The organism is Anoxybacillus dikiliensis, assembly GCF_050613275.1.
Taxonomy (GTDB): domain Bacteria; phylum Bacillota; class Bacilli; order Bacillales; family Anoxybacillaceae; genus Anoxybacillus.
The window spans coordinates 1,628,348-1,647,141 of sequence record NZ_CP187112.1 but is presented as its reverse complement, the minus strand read 5'-3'; the positions used below and the strand labels follow the sequence as shown (position 1 = coordinate 1,647,141).

Genomic DNA, 18,794 nt, shown 5'->3' with positions numbered 1-18,794 from the left:
AGGACATTGAAAATTGCATTAATTGCGCACGACAAGAAAAAAGAAGACATGGTACAATTTGTGACAGCTTATCAACATGTTTTAGCAGAACATGAGTTATATGCGACAGGTACGACAGGGTTGCGCATTCAAGAAGCGACAGGGCTTTCTGTTCACCGTTTCCAATCTGGCCCGCTTGGCGGCGATCAACAAATAGGTGCGATGATTGCAAATAACGATATGGATATGGTTATTTTTTTTCGCGATCCATTGACAGCTCAACCACATGAGCCAGATGTTAGCGCGCTCATTCGCCTTTGCGACGTGTATGCCATTCCGTTAGCGACGAACATGGGAACAGCTGAGGTGCTCATACACGGTTTAGAGCGCGGCGATTTTGCATGGCGAAATATTGTGAAGAGAGGAAAACAATAATGCATATGTTAGCGTTTGGCGCCCATCCGGACGACGTAGAGATCGGAATGGGTGGGACGATTGCGAAATACGCCCAACAAGGATATGACATCGGCATATGCGATTTGACGCTAGCAGAACTTTCATCGAACGGAACCGTACATACTCGGCAGCAAGAGGCAAAGCGGGCAGCCGACATTCTCGGCGTTCGCACGCGCATACAGCTAAAACTTCCTGATCGCGGATTAACAATCCAAAAGGAGCATATTGATCCGATCGTGACTGTCATTCGTACGTATCGGCCGCGCATCGTATTTGCACCATATTGGGAAGACCGCCATCCCGATCACGGACAATGTGCGAAGTTAGTAGAAGAAGCGGTGTTTTCAGCCGCTATTCGCCGTTGCGGAGAACTGCCCCCTCATCGCGTGCAAGCCGTTTATTTTTATATGATTAACGGATTTCATCGCCCTCATTTTGTCGTTAATATTAGCGATACGATCGACAAAAAATTGGCGAGTTTACGGGCATATGAAAGCCAGTTTGAACGAATGAGCGGTTCAGTTGACACGCCGTTAACAAACGGCTATATTGAAACCGTTGAAAGCCGCGAGCGATTGTTTGGAAAAGAAGTTGGTGTTTCGTTTGCGGAAGGATTTATTTCGAAAAAACCACTTATACTTGCACATGACTTGTTAGGGGAAGAACGATGAAACTGAAAATAGGAATTGTTTGTTATCCGTCAGTCGGCGGCTCTGGAGTCGTTGCGACGGAATTAGGAAAAATGCTTGCCGAACGTGGTCATGATATTCATTTTATTTCTTCAAGCATTCCGTTTCGGCTAAATAAAGTGTATCCAAACATTTATTATCATGAAGTGACAGTTAATCAGTATTCTGTATTCCAATATCCCCCATACGATTTAGCGTTGGCGAGTAAAATCGCAGAAGTGGCGAAGCGGGAACAGCTGGATATCATTCATGCACATTACGCTGTTCCGCACGCCCTTTGCGCTTTTTTAGCAAAACAAATGGTCGGTGACCATTTAAAAATTGTGACGACGCTACACGGGACAGATATTACCGTTCTTGGATACGATCCGTCATTAAGCGACTTAATTAAATTTGGCATTGAACAGTCAGATGTTGTAACGGCGGTATCGAATGCGTTAGCGATTCAAACGTATGAGCTACTTGACGTGCAAAAGCCGATTCAAACGGTGTACAACTTCGTTGATGAACGTGTATACAGCAAACAGCGAAATGATGAACTTCGTCGTCAATACGGCATCGCCCCGCATGAAAAAGTCGTCATTCACGTGTCGAATTTTCGTAAAGTGAAGCGGGTATGCGATGTCGTTCGCACGTTTGCGCTCGTCGTGAAACAAGTTCCTGCCAAATTGCTTCTTGTCGGCGATGGACCAGAAATGACGGTCGTTTGTCGCCTTGTAAAAGAATTAAAACTATGCGATCACGTTCGTTTTTTAGGAAAACAAGAAAACTTAGCGGAGTTATATTCCATGAGCGATGTAAAATTATTATTGTCAGAAAAAGAAAGTTTCGGTCTCGTCTTGCTTGAGGCGATGGCTTGTCGCGTTCCTTGTGTAGGAACGGCGATTGGCGGCATTCCTGAAGTGATTGAAGATGGAACAAACGGCTTTTTATGTGCGCTCGGTGATATAAACGAAGCGGCCCATCACACCGTTCGTTTATTGACGGATGAGGCTCTTCGGGAAACGATGGGACAAAAGGCGTATGAAACGGTGTATGAAAAATTTTATTCTGAACGAATTGTGGCACAATATGAACATATTTATTTTCAACTTAAAGGGGATGAATGATGAACGAACAATTTCGACAGGCGCTTTCTGTCATTGAAACATTAAAACGTCACGGGCATGAAGCGTATTTTGTCGGCGGCGCAGTTCGTGACTATATATTGCAAAGACCAATCGGAGATATTGATATTGCGACATCAGCCCATCCGCAAGAAGTGATGGGCATTTTCCCGAAAACCGTCCCTGTTGGTATTGCTCACGGAACAGTGATGGTCATTGAGCGCGGTATTTCATATGAAGTGACGACATTTCGAAAAGAGGGGCGTTACGAAGATTATCGAAGACCGAAAGACGTCACGTTTGTTCGTTCTCTTTATGAAGATTTGCAGCGGCGGGATTTTACGATGAACGCCATTGCGATGAATGAACACGGCGAGATGATCGATCCGTTTGGCGGAATCGAAGCGTTAAAACAACGCATCATCGAAACGGTTGGCGATGCGACAGAGCGATTTAACGAAGATGCGTTGCGAATGATGCGCGCGCTTCGATTTGTTAGTCAGCTTGGCTTTTCTTTATCGCCAAACACAAAACAAGCGATCATACAATATGGCCATTTATTGCAACATATTGCAGTTGAGCGCATAGCGATTGAATTCGAAAAATTGTTGCTCGGCCCGTTTATGTCTAAAGCGATCGAGCTTTTAAGGGAAACGAATTTATTTTTGTACTTGCCTGAGCTTGCGACGAAAAAAGGAGAGCTTGTTAAACTTGGTGCTTCTTCACTTGTCCCAGCTCATCGCATTGAAGCTTGGACGCGGTTAGCATCTGTCGCCCATTTTCAAAACCAACAATTGAAAAAATGGAAATTGCCAAACCACCTCATTCGCGACGTTTCGATTTGTTTAAAAGCGCTCGAACATATTCGTTCCCTTGCAGATTGGACAATCGATGCACTGTATGAGTACGGGCGGTACATTCCGCATATCGAGCGTACACGCGCAGCGCTTTATGGTGACGAACCGCATGTGTCTCTGTTAATGAAACAGTGGGAAGCGTTGCCGATTCGTGATCGCAAAGAGCTTGCGATCAACGGTCACGATTTGCTTGCGTTATTTGAAAGAAAATCCGGTCCGTGGTTAGCTGAAATGATTGAAAATATGGAGCGTGCCGTACTGCATCGTCAAGTGGAAAACGAGAAAGAGAAGTTAAAGGAGTGGGCGGTGTGCAATCAGAGACGAGAAAACAACTATTGAAACTATTTACGGAAGCAGGCGAGTCATTTTTATCCGGACAAAAAATTAGCGAACAGCTCGGTTGCTCACGAACAGCTGTTTGGAAACATATCGAAGATTTAAGAAAAGAAGGGTTTGAGGTTGAAGCTGTTCGACGGCTCGGCTATCGTCTAAAACAAATGCCTGACAAACTAAACGCGAATGAATTACAACTTGGGTTAAAAACGAAACGTTTTGGCTGGAACGTATACGATCAAGAAAGCGTGCCGTCAACGCAACAATTAGCCCACCAACTTGCGCACGAAGGTGCCGAAGAAGGAACGATTGTCATTGCCGAGGAACAAACGGCAGGAAGAGGACGTTTAAACCGTTCATGGCATTCACCAAAAGGAACGGGCATTTGGATGAGCATCATTTTACGTCCGTCCGTTCCACCACAACAAGCACCCCAGCTGACGCTTTTAGTTGCGGTTGCGGTTGCCCAAGCGATTCAAGAAGTAACAAACATCGTACCGGACATTAAATGGCCAAATGATGTATTAATCAACGGGAAAAAAGTTGTGGGCATTTTAACAGAATTGCAAGCGGACCCCGATCAAGTGCGGGCGGTCATCGTCGGCATTGGCATGAACGTCAATCAAATACAATTTCCGAGTGATATTGCCTCGATTGCGACATCGCTTGCGATCGAAACGGGACGAACGTTTCATCGTCCGAAAATTGTTCAAACGTTATTGCAAAAATTAGAACAGTTATATGAACAATATTTACAACACGGATTTTTACCAATTAAACTGTTATGGGAAGGGTATGCGGTAACGATTGGTCAACAAATTGTAGCGCGTACGCTAAACGGAGCGATTCGCGGTGTTGCACTTGGTATTACAGATTCGGGGACATTAAAAGTACAAACAGAAGACGGAGCGATTCATTACATTTACTCAGCAGACATTGAAACAAAACAGTAGGAAAATTTCGAAATATTTGTTAAAATGAAAGCGGTTGAAATTGGGCAGTATCTTTGTAAGAACTGCACCACGCATGACGATACGTTGAAAATAATTTCTGCCTTGATCCGATGAAGCGGACGGGGACAGAGGGATGGAGCGAAACGAAAAGTCCTTCTTTCTCGATTTTGGCAGAAAGAAGGCTTTTTTTATCCATTTCCTCTGCATATGAGAGGAGGATGTATATGAAAACAAAATTAGACTTTCTTCGCATGAAAAAAAATCACGATCCAATCGTCATGCTGACGGCTTACGATTATCCGTCAGCCAAGCTTGCTGAAGCGGCCGGTGTTGATATGATTTTAGTTGGCGACTCGCTCGGCATGGTCGTATTAGGATACGACTCAACGATCCCTGTAACAGTTGAAGATATGATTCATCATACGAAAGCTGTTCGACGTGGTGCACCAAATACGTTTATTGTCACAGACATGCCTTTTATGTCCTATAGCACGGTAAACGACGCTTTGCGACATGCAAAAGCGATCATGCAACAATCCGGTGCAAATGCCGTGAAAGTTGAAGGGGCAGGTTCCGTATTACAAGTCATTTCTGCTTTAACGGAAATGGGGGTTCCTGTTGTTGCCCATCTCGGCTTAACGCCACAATCGGTCGGTGTATTAGGGGGATATAAAGTGCAAGGAAAAGATGCCGAAAGTGCGAAGCGTCTTTTAGAAGAAGCGAAAGCGTGTGAGCAGGCAGGGGCGATCGCGCTCGTGTTAGAATGTGTGCCGAAACAACTTGGAGAGGCGATCACGGAACAACTAACGATTCCGACGATTGGCATTGGAGCGGGAGTTGGTACTGACGGACAAGTGCTCGTTTATCACGATGTGCTTGGATATGGTGTAGACCGTGTGCCAAAGTTTGTTAAACAATATGCGAACGTTCAACAAACGATACAACAAGCGCTTGCCGAGTATGTTGCTGACGTCAAAACACGCCAATTCCCGAGCGATGAACAATCATTTACGATGAACGAGCAACAATGGATCGCATTGTATGGAGGGAAATAAGGTGGTTATCATCGAAAAAATTGAGCAAATGCAAGCGCATATCATTGCTGAACGACAAAAAGGAAAAACAATCGGTTTTGTACCGACGATGGGTTATTTACATGAAGGGCATGTCGCGTTATTAAAACGAGCACGCCAAGAAAATGACATCGTTGTTTTAAGCATTTTCGTCAATCCGCTCCAATTTGGACCGAATGAAGACTTTGATCGTTATCCGCGCGATTTTGAACGCGATTGTGAAATGGCCAAACAGGCGGGTGTCGACATTGTTTTTTATCCATCCGTCGAAGAAATGTACCCACACGAGCCATCTGTCACGGTAAAAGTGCATGAGCGCGTCGATGTGCTTTGTGGAAAATCGCGCCCAGGTCATTTTGATGGGGTTGCGACGGTTGTGACGAAACTATTTCATATCGTCATGCCACATCGCGCATATTTCGGAATGAAGGATGCACAACAAGTCGCTGTGATCGATGGGCTTATTGGGGATTTTCATTTTCCAATTGAGTTAATTGCCGTTCCGACTGTTCGTGAAGAGGACGGACTTGCTAAAAGTTCGCGCAACGTATATTTAAGCGAACGTGAGCGACAAGAAGCCCCTGCATTATATGCTGCTTTACAAAAAGGAAAAGCATACATCGAAGCCGGGGAACGCAACGTAGAGAAGGTACGACAAGCCATTGTACATCATATCGAACAACATACAAGCGGTGTCATTGATTACGTTGAAATTTATTCGTATCCAGAACTACAGCCGCTTCAAACGTTGCAAGGAAAGATCATTCTTGCGCTCGCTGTGAGGTTTACAAACGCTCGTTTGATTGATAATATCGTTATGAACGTACAATAAGGGGGAAACAACATCATGTTTCGCACATTAATGAACGCTAAAATTCACCGTGCTCGCGTGACGGAAGCGAATTTAAACTATGTTGGTAGCATTACGATTGATGAAGATATTTTAGATGCAGTCGGCATGGTTCCAAATGAAAAAGTGCAAATTGTAAATAACAATAACGGTGCACGATTTGAAACATATATTATTCCAGGCGAAAGAGGGAGCGGTGTATTTTGTTTGAACGGGGCAGCTGCTCGTCTCGTTCAAAAAGACGACGTTATTATCGTCATTTCATATGTGCTCGTACCAGAAGAAAAAGTAGCTTCACACCGTCCAAAAATCGCGATTATGGACGAGCATAATCGCATTAAAGAGCTTATTGTTCAAGAGCCGGCGGCGACCGTTTTATAACGGGAGCCATGCCGCCTCTTTTTATTTGTCATACACATGTGAGGTGGAGAAATATGAATGATCGCTTTGTCGTCGTCGATATTGAAACGACAGGAAATGCCCCTAAAAAAGAAGATCGTATCATTCAAATTGGTTTTGTCGTCATCGAGGGCGGCAAAGTTAGCGAACGCTTTTCAACATTCATTCAACCTGAGCGGGACATTCCGCCATTTATTCAACAATTAACGGGCATTGATGATACGATGGTGCATCATGCTCCTTCGTTTCATCATATTGCACCGCTGCTTGTTGAAAAATGGGAAGGAGCGTATTTTGTTGCGCATAACGTTCATTTTGATTGGGCATTTTTACAAGAGGAATTTATTCGTAGCGGCGTACAACCACCGACATGTCGGCTTTTAGATACGGTAGAGCTCGCACGTTTTCTCATGCCGACACAATCAAGTTATAAGCTTAGCCATTTAGCTGAATCGTTGTCACTTGCGCACGATCGTCCACATCAAGCGGATTACGACGCGGAAGCGACTGCTCAACTTCTTCTGTTTTTACTTCATAAGCTATCTCGTCTACCGCTTGTAACATTAAAGCAATTACGCCGACATAGTCAGCCGTTAAAAAGCGATCTGACCGCTCTGTTCAATCATTTCATTGCTAAAAAAGAACGCACGGTTCAAACAGATGGGTCAGTCGTTGAATATGAAGGAATCGCTTTAAAAGCGTCGTTTTTGCCGAAACGTGAAGACCGTAATGAACATGTTCCTTCTTTTACGCAATGGCTTGCGACAAACCCGTTTATTGCGCCATTTGAATATCGCGACGGGCAACAACAAATGATGATCGATGTAAACGAGATGTTGCAGACGTGTCAACATGCGCTCATTGAAGCAGGAACAGGCGTTGGAAAAACGCTCGCTTATTTGCTTCCTGCAGCGTTTTATGCAGTAACACAACAGCGCCCTGTCGTCATTAGCACACATACGCTCCAGCTGCAAAAACAAATGATTGAAAAAGAATTGCCACGCGTCGCTAAGCTCGTGCCTTTTTCATTTACAACTGCTGTATTAAAAGGAAAACGAAACTATATTAGCGTGCGAAAATTTGCCCGTACGTTAAAACATGTCGATACAAACTACGATATCGCTTTAACAAAATGTCAATTGCTCGTTTGGCTAACGGAAACAGAAACAGGAGATGTGGACGAACTAAACTTGACGGCGGGGGGTTCGCTATTTTGGGAAGATGTGCATAGCGATGAAGCGAACGACGAGTACGATTTTTTTGTGCGGGCGAAAGAAAAGGCGAAACACGCTCATCTGATCATTACAAATCATTCATTCGTTATGCATGATTTAACAGCGGACGACATATTTCTGCCACCATATGAGCAGCTTATTATCGATGAGGCTCATCATTTAGAAGATGTCGCTGCTCATTTTTTCGGACGGCACGTGTCATATGAGTACGTTCGTCTATTATGGACGCGGATGAACGATGTTGCCACGATGCACCAAATGGGTGCACTTCGCTCGCTTCTTGGTGATATAGAATATGAACTAAATCAACTATTTCAATCTCTTCGTCATTACGTACTGCGCCGACAAAAGGGGGACGGTCGCATACGTTACCGTTTCGTTCCTTGGAAAGAGTATGGAAAAGAATGGGATGGAACGATGGAATTGCTTATGCGTATTATGAGCGATGTACAACAACTTTCACATATGATCGATGATGTCCCGAAAGAAGATGTCAAACCTTTTACAACGTTTATAGACATTTTATATACGTTACAACATTTACTAACGAGCGATGATGACGACATCGTGCGCTGGCTAGATGTAGATACAAAAGCGGCAGTCAATGCGGTTACGGTTATTTCACAGCCGCTTGATTTAGCCCAGTTTTTTGCAGATCAACTATTTTCACGTAAGCGAAGCGTCATTTTAACATCGGCTACGTTAACGACAAACAATCGTTTTTCATTCATGATTTCACGGCTTGGTCTCGATGATTTTTATCCGTTTACACGCACCATTCCGTCACCATTTTCATATGAAAAACAAGCAGCGCTTATGGTTCCGACCGATCTGCCGACGTTTCCTTCCGCTACTGTTGAACAATACGCTGAGCAAGCCGCGCAACAAATTATACGCATCGCTAAACATACGAAAGGACGAATGCTCGTATTATTTACGTCGTATGAGCTATTGAAACAAACGTATGCATTTGCTAAACAGCTCAATGATGAACAATCATTTATATTGCTTGCGCAAGGAGTAACCGGAGGCAATGCGGCTAAATTGACACGACATTTTCAACAGTTTGGGCAAGCCATTTTATTTGGGACAAGTAGCTTTTGGGAAGGGGTGGATCTTCCAGGGGATGAAGTGACATGCGTCGTTATCGTTCGTTTACCTTTTGCTCCACCAGACGATCCGGTCATGACGGCAAAAAGCGACTATATTCGTTCAAGAGGAGGCAATCCGTTTTACGATTTGGCATTGCCACAAGCGATTTTACGCTTTAAACAAGGATTCGGGCGATTAATTCGCACAAAAGAAGATCGCGGGATCATTTTCGTTTTAGACCAACGTGTATTAACTGCATCATACAGTAAATATTTTTTGCAGTCTTTGCCACCTATCCGTGTATATCATGCACCGCTTGCGGAACTTTTACAACATGTAAATGAGTGGCTATAATTTTCCCTTCATCGGTGAAAAATAAAAGGGGTAGATGAAGGGAGTGGGCGGTTTTGCAGTGGGCGTTATTATTTTTGCTACTCAATAGTTTAATGCATCCTTCTGCGACAGGAGAGCATATTCAAAAAATTGATATGATGCTTGAAGAAGAAGAAATGGCGATTATTTTTTTGCCGCTTAGTAACGGAGAAGCGACGTTGTTTAAACATGCAAGCGGAAAGACGATATTGTTCAATACAGGTGCTCCACATACAGAACGGGAACTAAAAAGATGGTTTGAACATTTTCATATTACTGAAATTGATGAGCTCATCCTCACGAGCGATGATGAAGAGTATGTAGGGAATGTAGAATGGATTGAACAAACGTACGATCCGAAAATTGTGAATGAATGGGAAGAGCAAAAAGCGTATGAGCCGTTTCCCCATTTTCGTATGCAACCCCTCTATATTGCCCATGGGGATGTGACGATGTCGCTTCAATACGGCCAGCTTCGCCTTTTATATATGGCGCATGCTGATAATGACGTTGAACGAAAATTAATGACGATGCCACTTAGCGACGTAAACATATTGAAAATTGCACACTTTGGTTTATATGATTATCCGCGCACCTCTTTTTTAAAACATGTCGATCCGCAAGTGGCAATCATTTTCAAAAAGCACGGAAGTTGGCCGAATGAACGATTGCTTGAACGGTTGTATGCGGCCTGGATTGATTGCTATGAAACGAGCCGTTTCGGGGTCATTGCTGTGAAATGTAATTTACATGAATATGACGTCATGACGTTTTAAAAAAAGGGCCAACGTTCGGCCCGCGGTGTGTACGATAGGAATTTTTTTATTTCAAATTGACCAATGTAGGAAACCGTTGCTACAATGAAGATGTTTATACACTAAAATTGGTGTGTAGTTGTATTGTTTCCGTTCGCGATGAACGATATAAGTAACAAAATTTGTGCACATGGAGGATCGGGTCGTGGAAAGTAAAATAGAAGTGTTAGCTACTGTAAAAGTGGAATACTCATCAGATTTATACAAAATTGTCGATTGTTTAAATCGGACGTTAAAAGAAAAAGACTTAATGTTCGGGCTCGCGCTTGATGAAGAAAATAAAGAAAAGGCCGTGTTTACGATTTATCGAACGTAAGAAGGGATGAGGGTGAAAAAAATAATCATTGCTTTCGCATGCGTTTTGTTCGCCGCGTTATCGCTATATATTCATGCGTATAGTGATGCGGTATCGTCTAAAAACGAAAGCGAACGACGTGCGGCGAAACAGGCCGAGAAAAAAGGAATTGTTCAAGTGACTGACGTATATACGTATCGAGGAAACGATGTATACGTCATTGTGACAGGGAAAGATGATGAAGGTGAACAATGGATCGTATGGGTGACAGAAAAAGGGGAAGTGGCTGCGATGCATCGGGCTTCAGAAGGAATGACGAAACAACAAGCGTTATCTTCCGTTAAGCCGTATCGTCCAAAAACAGTCATTTCCGTAAAATTAGGAATGGAAAAGGGGATCCCGCTTTGGGAAATTACATATATTGACGAACAAAACCGTTACTCGTTTTATTACGTTCGTTTTAAAGACGGGGCCTTCTTGAAAAGATACCATTTGACGAGGGGGAAGGATGTATGAAATTAGCGAAACGCGTCGCTGCATTGACGCCGTCATCAACGCTTGCCATTACGGCAAAAGCAAAAGAATTAAAAGCAGCAGGGCATGATGTCATTGGGCTTGGTGCCGGTGAACCAGATTTTAATACACCTCAACATATTATGGAAGCTGCTGTAAAAGCGATGTACGACGGACATACAAAATATACGCCATCCGGTGGATTAGCAACGTTAAAACAAGAGATTATAAAAAAATTTCAACAAGATCAACAGCTCGATTATAAGCCGTCGGAAATTATCGTATGTGTTGGAGCAAAACATGCGCTTTATACGCTGTTTCAAGTTATTTTAGACGAAGGCGATGAAGTCATTATTCCGACGCCGTATTGGGTTAGCTATCCAGAGCAAGTAAAACTGGCAGGCGGCGTCCCTGTTTACGTGGAAGGGCTTGAAAAAAACGAGTTCAAAATTACACCGGAGCAGCTAAAACAGGCAATGACAAATCGGACGAAGGCAGTTATTATTAACTCGCCAAGCAATCCAACGGGCGTCATTTATACGAAAGAAGAGTTGCAGGCGCTCGGTGAAGTATGCTTAGCCCACGACATTCTCATCGTTTCTGATGAAATTTATGAAAAACTCGTTTACGGTGGACATGAACACGTTTCGATTGCGCAACTTTCACCGGAATTGAAAAAACAAACGATCATCATTAACGGCGTGTCGAAATCACATTCAATGACAGGATGGCGAATTGGTTATGCAGCAGGGGATGCTGACATCATTCGTGCGATGACAGACTTAGCAAGCCATAGCACATCGAACCCAACATCGATTGCTCAATATGCAGCGATTGCCGCATATAGCGGGCCACAAGAGCCAGTAGAACATATGCGTCAAGCGTTTGAACAACGTTTAAACATTATTTATGATCGTCTCGTTCAAATTCCAGGGTTCTCTTGCGTAAAACCACAAGGGGCATTTTACTTGTTCCCGAATGCAAAAGAAGCGGCGACGATGACCGGATATGAAAACGTCGATGCGTTTGTCGAAGCGTTGCTTGAAGAAGCGAAAGTGGCGCTTGTGCCAGGTTCAGGTTTCGGTGCGCCAAATAACGTGCGTTTGTCATATGCGACATCGCTTGATCTTCTGCATAAAGCACTCGATCGCATTGAAACGTTTATGAGTGAAAAGACGCGCGGCTAGTCGATGTGGCTAGCCTTTTCTTCTGAACGTGAGATGATCTTGCGTTTTTTTGTCGAAATGTATAATATTGATGATGTACATACTAGTTGAACGTCTTTGGAGGGACTTTTTGTGAAAACGACGATTGCAGAAGTACATAAATATGTAGGTCAAGAAGTAACGATTGGGGCTTGGCTTGCAAATAAACGGTCAAGCGGAAAAATTGCCTTTTTACAATTGCGCGATGGCACGGGCTTTATTCAAGGAGTTGTGGAAAAAGCGCAAGTGAGCGAAGATGTCTTTCAAGCGGCAAAAGGCATTACGCAAGAAAGTTCGCTCTACGTTACAGGTGTTGTGCGTGAAGATGCACGTTCTCCATTTGGATACGAGCTTTCTGTCACAAATATTGAACTCATTCATATGGCTGTTGATTATCCGATTACACCAAAAGAACATGGGATCGAGTTTTTAATGGATCATCGTCATTTATGGCTTCGTTCGAAACGTCAACATGCAATTATGAAAATTCGCAACGAAGTCATTCGTGCGACGTATGAATTTTTCAATGAAAATGGCTTTGTCAAAGTCGATCCACCAATTTTAACAGGAAGTGCGCCAGAAGGAACGACAGAATTGTTCCATACAAAATATTTTGATGAAGATGCGTACCTTTCTCAAAGTGGCCAGCTGTATATGGAAGCAGCAGCGATGGCGCTCGGTAAAGTATTTTCGTTCGGTCCGACGTTTCGTGCCGAAAAATCAAAAACGCGTCGCCATTTAATCGAGTTTTGGATGATCGAGCCGGAAATGGCATTTTACCAGTTTGAAGACAACTTACGAGTACAAGAACAATACGTATCCTATATTGTACAGTCGGTGTTAAAACATTGTCAGCTAGAGCTAAAAGCGCTCGGCCGTGATACGTCTAAATTAGAAAATGTAAAGCCGCCATTTGCGCGCATTACGTATGATGAAGCGATTCAGCTTCTCCATGAAAAGGGGTTTGACGACATTCAATGGGGCGATGACTTCGGTGCCCCACATGAAACGGCGATTGCCGAAAGTTTTGATAAACCGGTATTTATTACACATTATCCAACGACATTAAAGCCATTTTACATGCAGCCGGATCCGAATCGTCCTGAAGTTGTTCTTTGCGCAGATTTGATAGCTCCAGAAGGATATGGTGAAATTATCGGCGGTTCGGAGCGCATTCACGACTACGACTTATTAAAGCAACGGTTAGAAGAACATCAACTGTCGCTTGATGCATACAAATGGTATTTAGAGCTTCGTCAATACGGTTCTGTGCCGCATTCTGGTTTCGGATTAGGTCTTGAGCGGACAATCGCGTGGATTTGCGGCGTCGAACACGTTCGTGAAACGATTCCATTCCCGCGTTTACTAAATCGCTTATATCCATAATGAACAAATCCCCCGTGCTCACATGGGGGATTTGTTTTATGATATAATAGGGCGTGAGGTGTTTGATATGAATAATGAAATGATTCGTTTTTTCCGTACAGGAAGCATTGCCATTCCACGATTGTTGTTAACGAACTATAAAGCACTTGGGTTAAATGAAACAGAATTTATGTTGCTTTTACACATTCATTCGTTTCTTGAGCAAGGCATTTCGTTTCCAACACCAGATGAAATTGCGGCTCGAATGACGATTTCTCCAGAAATGTGCATGCAACAATTAAGAAAGCTCGTTCAAAAAGGGTTTTTAGCCATTGAAGAACAGATGGATAACCATATTCGAAGTGAATGTTATTCGCTTGATCCGCTTTGGGAGAAGCTCATTCGCACCGTTTTTCAAGGACAAAAACAAGAGGAAGAACAAGAAGAACAATTGTACACCGTTTTCGAGCATGAGTTTGGCCGTCCGCTTTCACCGATGGAGTGTGAAACGTTAGCGATGTGGATGGATCAAGACGAGCATGATCCGACGATCATTAAAGCCGCCCTACGAGAAGCTGTATTATCTGGAAAACTAAATTTCCGTTATATTGATCGGATTTTATTTGAATGGAAAAAGAACGGCATTAAAACGATTGAACAAGCGCAACAACATGCAAAAAAGTTTCGCAAAAACCAAGGAAAGCAAGAACAACCATATAAACCAACCGTTCCGATTTATAATTGGCTTGAACAGTCGTAGAAAGGATGGTTACATGTTAACAAAGCAACAAATTCGCTACTGTTTGGATGAGATCGCAACCATGTTTCCAAACGCGCATTGCGAACTTGTCCATCGCAATCCGTTTGAGCTGTTAATCGCCGTCGTTTTATCAGCCCAATGTACAGATGCGCTCGTCAATAAAGTGACAAAGCAACTATTTGAAAAATATAAAACACCAGAAGATTACGTGTCTGTTTCGTTAGAAGAGCTACAACAAGATATTCGTTCGATCGGTTTATATCGGAATAAAGCGAAAAACATCCAGCAATTATGTCGCATATTAATTGAACAATATGATGGAAACGTGCCGCAAAGTCGCGAGGAATTAATGAAACTCCCAGGTGTTGGCCGCAAAACGGCGAACGTTGTCGTTTCTGTGGCGTTTGGCGTTCCTGCCATCGCTGTCGATACGCATGTTGAGCGTGTAAGTAAGCGGCTCGGTATTTGTCGCTGGAAAGATTCCGTGTTAGAAGTGGAAGAAACGTTAATGCGTAAAATTCCGAAAGAAGAATGGTCGGCGACCCATCATCGCCTTATTTTTTTTGGGCGCTATCATTGTAAAGCACAATCGCCTAAATGTGACATATGTCCACTTCTTCATCTTTGTCGTGAAGGAAAAAAACGGATGAAAGGAAAGATGTAAATGATCGTTCCAAAAACGTTTCAACATCCGCTTTTTTTTGCAGCAGATACGGTCGATATCGACGCGCTTCAGCCGTTTCCGATGATGATGAAGCATGTGCCGTTTTATTATGATATGACAAATGAAGAAAAGCCATGGCAACAAAAAGAACGTGCGCTTCCTGCCGTATTTCAGCTTTGGGAAGAAGAAAAACATGAGCTTGCCCCGTTGTTTGCAAAACGTGAAGCGAAACAAGCAAAAGACGGAATCATTCGGGGGATAAGCTATTTTTTATGCGCACTATATTGGTTGAACGAACGGCCAGTAGAAAACATATGCTGCTGGGAAGAGGAAGTTCAATCGCTTTCGCTTCGACCGTTAAATGTCATCGATCGTCTTTCTTTTATTTTCGCTCGTCCTGCTCTTCATCATTCGTTTGTTCAGTTAGATGAATTATTTAACGAGCTTGCGAAGCTGTTTTATAAACAAATGGTTCAACAAAAAAGAGACTGAGTATGCGCTCAGTCTCTTTTTGTTGTGCCATCATTATTTCCGCTTCGTTGTTGGCTATTCCCTGATGGATTGTTATTCGGATTGTTTTGGTTTGGCTCGTTCGGATTTGTCGGATTTGTCGGGTTTGTTGGTGTCCCCGAATTGCCCGGATTTGGTTCGCTCGGATTTGTTGGATTTTCCGGGCTTGTTGGCGTCTCCGGGGTTTCTTCGTTTCCCGACTGTCCTGGCGACTCATTTTCGTTTGGTTGTTTCGGTTCTTCTTTTGGAATTTGCACAAGCGCTGTCGCTGGCGCGCTTTGTGTGCCGTCAGCTGTCACGACGTATACTTCAAACAAATATACGGATCCTTCTTTCGCATCGACAGTTAGCTGTGAGTCTTTTGTTTTTGCGATAACTGTCGGTTTGCGACCGTCTACCGTTTGTCGCACTTCAAACGATACATCTTTTTCTGGATCGATCGTATATGACCATGCTAACGAAATCGTTTGTGTTGCTGGATCGTATTGCGCTTGTAAGTCTTTTACTGGTTCAATCACTTCCGGTTCATCTTCAGCCACTTCTGTCGGTTCTTCATAACCGCGGACGAAATATTCATACGTAATTTCGCTTTTCGGCGTATGTTCGCTTGCTAGCTGCGGTGGATTTGTCCCTTTTTTCACAGCGAGCTTGACAACGCTTTTCGGCTGTTTAAAATCGCCTCCGCTGCCGTCATCAATATGGGAGATGACGCGTTTAAACAACTGTTTCGCATATTGTTGTTCAGACTTCGATAAATAAGCTTCGCTACTTTTTTTACTAAAACCGGTCCAAATGGCTGCTGTATAGTTTGGCGTGTAACCGACAAACCAACTGTCAGGAACAGCCCCTCTTTGCAGACCATACTTGCGCCGATCTTTTTCATCATAGTTCGTCGTTCCTGTTTTTCCGGCAATATGAAGCCCTGGTACGTTTGCTGCTGTTCCTGTCCCTGATTGAACGACCGTTTTCAACATATCGGTAATCATAAACGCCGTATAATCTTTCATCGCGGCTTTTGGCTCTGGACGAAGATCCATTTCTGTTCCATCTGGAAACACCACTTTTTTCACCGCATGCGGTTCAATGTAAATGCCGCCGTTTCCGAATGCACTATATGCGCCAGCCATTTGTAGCGGAGATACCCCTTTGCCGACACCGCCAACCGCATAGGCCTCATGCATTTCTTCAAAGCCCATGCCAAGTTTGTTCGCAAACTGTTTCGCTCGCTCTAAACCGACTTCTTGAAGCGCTTTTAGCGCAGGGATGTTGCGAGAACGGGCGAGCGCTGTTCGCATCGACATTTGTCCTTCATATTTGCCGTCCCAGTTTTTAATTGGCGTTCCATCAGAGTATTGATACGGCTCATCTTTCAATTGATGGTATGTCGACCATTTTAAATATTCAATCGCTGGGCCGTAATCGACAATCGGTTTAATTGTCGAACCCGGTTGTTTTCGTGTATCGGTTGCATAGTTGAATCCGAACGTGACACCTTCTTCTTTTTTTCGACCGCCGCCAAGCGCCCGAATTTCGCCTGTTTTCGTATCTACGACCGCAATGCCAGCTTGAAAATCAGCTTTATTTGTACGAATGACTTTGTCCGAGTTCAACAAATCTTCCACATATGATTGAGCGTTCGGATCTAATGTTGTATAAATGTGTAATCCGGCAGTAAATACATCGAGTCCTGTTTTTTCTGTCACTTCATCGATCACTTGATCAATAAAGGAGTCATATGGAATATTGCTTTGTTGTTTATTTTCTGTTAATAGCGATTGAACAGGTACTTTTTTTGCCTCTTCTGCTTCTTCTTTTGAAATAAATCCATGTTTGACCATAAGCGACAATACTGTATTTCGACGCTTTTCCGCCGCCTCTGGATGCGTAAATGGATTGTAGTTGTTCGGGCTTTGTGGAATGCCGGCGAGCAATGCCGCTTCCGGAAGCGTTAATTGTGATAAATCACTTTTGCCAAAGTACGTTTCCGCCGCTTTTGCGACACCGTATGCCCGATTTGAATAATAAATTTTGTTTAAATACATTTCTAAAATTTCGTGTTTAGAGTATTTTTGTTCAAGCCGAATGGCAAGCCATAGCTCTTGCACTTTTCGTTTTAACGTTTTTTCAGGCGTTAAAAAAGAAAGTTTGACGACTTGTTGTGTAATCGTACTTCCACCTTCAGCGCCAAATCCTTCGCGAATGTTTGCTAAAACGGCGCCGAAAAAGCGTACAATATCAAACCCGTGATGTTCGTAGAAGCGCGCATCTTCTGTCGCAAGCACCGCGTTTTCAAGCACTTTTGGAATATCGTTATACGATACGTAAATGCGCTTTTGTTGACCGAGCTCTGTTACTTTTTGGCCATTCACGTCGTATACGATCGAAGCTAAAGGATCGCGCAACAACGTTTCATCGAGTGGCGGTGCATCTTTAATCATCCAAGCAAATGCGGCTACACCAGAAAACATGCCAATGGTCATGATGAGCAACATGATTAGCACAATTTTTTTCATCATTGAACGCCCTCGCTTTCGCGGACGTTGTTTTTTTTGTTCTACTTGTTTTCGTTCTGTTCGTGAACGATAATTCGCCATATCGTTCCTCCTATTCTAAAAATATAGTTTGTCCACAATATGAATATAATCGATTCGTGGGTGATAGCCAAGCGGAATGAGATGGCCGTGCTGTTCGACTTCCGCTTTTGTAATCGATTTACGACCACCTTGTTGTTTTCGCTCCCAATATTCAAGGAGGTGATGTGCGTCCAATAAATATGTTTCATCAAACGTCGTAAAACGCAAAATCACGAAGCAGATCGCTCCGTGGGCTAGCACTTGTTTCATATGTTCAATTTGATGTTCATGAAAGTTTTGCAGCGGAAAAGACGTACGATTTCTCGTTTCTTTCGCTTCAAAATCAACATATTTTCCACGGTATACGCCGTTATAGTCCGTCGTTGACGGCTGTTTAAAGTACGCTTCTTTAATGACGGCCGCGCTTCGTTTTGGATAATCGACACGCACAATTTGCACAGGTGTCGGTTTTTTATGAATGACGGCAATGCCTTGAGCTAAATAATAGGCGTTTGTTTCGTTTAAATCCGCCTCTAGCGTCATTCCGCGATTTCCATACGTATCAGAAGCACGAGTATGCAATGTGCGTTCATTTTCTTTTTTTTCATACGCTCGCCCATTCGGATATTTAAACATATCATCCCCCCTTGAATGTTCATCATTATACCATATGTTTTTATGATCGTCATTTGCCCGAAAA

The 18,794-nt window shown here is 43.3% G+C and carries 19 protein-coding genes; 17 read left to right on the top strand and 2 right to left on the bottom strand.

Annotated features, from left to right (window positions below; all coding sequences use genetic code 11):
* Positions 1–6: 6 nt before the first annotated feature.
* From mgsA to ACPF7I_RS08540, 17 genes are all read left to right on the top strand, one after another.
* Complete coding sequence (mgsA, locus tag ACPF7I_RS08620; RefSeq protein ID WP_430743854.1) at positions 7–414, top strand: methylglyoxal synthase; 408 nt, start codon at positions 7–9, stop codon at positions 412–414.
* Positions 414–1,106 (top strand): bacillithiol biosynthesis deacetylase BshB1, encoded by a 693-nt coding sequence (bshB1, locus tag ACPF7I_RS08615; protein WP_430743856.1) that lies wholly within the window; start codon positions 414–416, stop codon positions 1,104–1,106. Before mgsA ends, bshB1 begins: the two co-directional genes overlap by 1 nt.
* Entirely contained in the window at positions 1,103–2,233 is a 1,131-nt protein-coding gene (gene bshA, locus ACPF7I_RS08610; RefSeq protein WP_085788008.1) for an N-acetyl-alpha-D-glucosaminyl L-malate synthase BshA, read from the top strand. Before bshB1 ends, bshA begins: the two co-directional genes overlap by 4 nt.
* Entirely contained in the window at positions 2,233–3,426 is a 1,194-nt protein-coding gene (locus tag ACPF7I_RS08605) for a CCA tRNA nucleotidyltransferase (protein ID WP_430745929.1), read from the top strand. The genes bshA and ACPF7I_RS08605 overlap by 1 nt, the downstream gene beginning before the upstream one ends.
* On the top strand, positions 3,387–4,373 hold the full coding sequence (locus ACPF7I_RS08600; RefSeq protein ID WP_430743858.1) for a biotin--[acetyl-CoA-carboxylase] ligase: 987 nt from the start codon (positions 3,387–3,389) through the stop codon (positions 4,371–4,373). The genes ACPF7I_RS08605 and ACPF7I_RS08600 overlap by 40 nt, the downstream gene beginning before the upstream one ends.
* Positions 4,374–4,597: 224 nt before the next feature.
* Positions 4,598–5,428, top strand: coding sequence for a 3-methyl-2-oxobutanoate hydroxymethyltransferase (gene panB, locus ACPF7I_RS08595; RefSeq protein WP_430743860.1), 831 nt, complete (start codon positions 4,598–4,600; stop codon positions 5,426–5,428).
* A gap of 1 nt (position 5,429) precedes the next feature.
* Positions 5,430–6,278, top strand: a complete 849-nt coding sequence (gene panC, locus ACPF7I_RS08590; protein WP_430743862.1) for a pantoate--beta-alanine ligase — start codon at positions 5,430–5,432, stop codon at positions 6,276–6,278.
* Positions 6,279–6,293: 15 nt separating this feature from the next.
* The gene (gene panD / locus ACPF7I_RS08585; RefSeq protein ID WP_009373643.1) at positions 6,294–6,677 is read left to right on the top strand and encodes an aspartate 1-decarboxylase; all 384 of its coding nucleotides are present in this window, start codon (positions 6,294–6,296) and stop codon (positions 6,675–6,677) included.
* 53 nt (positions 6,678–6,730) lie between these two features.
* Positions 6,731–9,376 carry an ATP-dependent DNA helicase DinG gene (gene dinG, locus ACPF7I_RS08580; protein ID WP_430743864.1) on the top strand — a complete coding sequence of 882 codons (2,646 nt, stop codon included), beginning with the start codon at positions 6,731–6,733 and terminating at the stop codon, positions 9,374–9,376.
* A gap of 53 nt (positions 9,377–9,429) precedes the next feature.
* The gene (locus ACPF7I_RS08575; RefSeq protein WP_430743865.1) at positions 9,430–10,170 is read left to right on the top strand and encodes a ComEC/Rec2 family competence protein; all 741 of its coding nucleotides are present in this window, start codon (positions 9,430–9,432) and stop codon (positions 10,168–10,170) included.
* Positions 10,171–10,354: 184 nt separating this feature from the next.
* Complete coding sequence (locus ACPF7I_RS08570) at positions 10,355–10,525, top strand: YpmA family protein (protein ID WP_006319505.1); 171 nt, start codon at positions 10,355–10,357, stop codon at positions 10,523–10,525.
* Positions 10,526–10,531: 6 nt separating this feature from the next.
* On the top strand, positions 10,532–11,020 hold the full coding sequence (locus ACPF7I_RS08565; protein ID WP_430743867.1) for a DUF5590 domain-containing protein: 489 nt from the start codon (positions 10,532–10,534) through the stop codon (positions 11,018–11,020).
* A complete protein-coding gene (locus tag ACPF7I_RS08560; RefSeq protein ID WP_430743869.1) occupies positions 11,017–12,204 on the top strand; it encodes a pyridoxal phosphate-dependent aminotransferase in 1,188 nt (395 codons plus the stop codon). Before ACPF7I_RS08565 ends, ACPF7I_RS08560 begins: the two co-directional genes overlap by 4 nt.
* Positions 12,205–12,315: 111 nt before the next feature.
* Complete coding sequence (gene asnS, locus ACPF7I_RS08555; protein ID WP_430743871.1) at positions 12,316–13,608, top strand: asparagine--tRNA ligase; 1,293 nt, start codon at positions 12,316–12,318, stop codon at positions 13,606–13,608.
* Between the two features lie 67 nt (positions 13,609–13,675).
* Complete coding sequence (locus ACPF7I_RS08550) at positions 13,676–14,347, top strand: DnaD domain-containing protein (protein WP_430743872.1); 672 nt, start codon at positions 13,676–13,678, stop codon at positions 14,345–14,347.
* Between the two features lie 13 nt (positions 14,348–14,360).
* Positions 14,361–15,011: an endonuclease III gene (nth, locus tag ACPF7I_RS08545; protein ID WP_430743874.1), complete on the top strand. Its 651-nt coding sequence runs from the start codon at positions 14,361–14,363 to the stop codon at positions 15,009–15,011.
* Entirely contained in the window at positions 15,012–15,503 is a 492-nt protein-coding gene (locus ACPF7I_RS08540; RefSeq protein ID WP_430743876.1) for a YpoC family protein, read from the top strand. It abuts the gene before it with no gap.
* Between the two features lie 8 nt (positions 15,504–15,511).
* Here the strand turns inward: ACPF7I_RS08540 and ACPF7I_RS08535 are convergent, their stop codons facing one another.
* Positions 15,512–18,115 carry a transglycosylase domain-containing protein gene (locus ACPF7I_RS08535; RefSeq protein ID WP_430743878.1) on the bottom strand — a complete coding sequence of 868 codons (2,604 nt, stop codon included), beginning with the start codon at positions 18,113–18,115 and terminating at the stop codon, positions 15,512–15,514.
* A gap of 15 nt (positions 18,116–18,130) precedes the next feature.
* Positions 18,131–18,730 carry a Holliday junction resolvase RecU gene (recU, locus tag ACPF7I_RS08530; RefSeq protein WP_430743880.1) on the bottom strand — a complete coding sequence of 200 codons (600 nt, stop codon included), beginning with the start codon at positions 18,728–18,730 and terminating at the stop codon, positions 18,131–18,133.
* Positions 18,731–18,794: the final 64 nt, after the last annotated feature.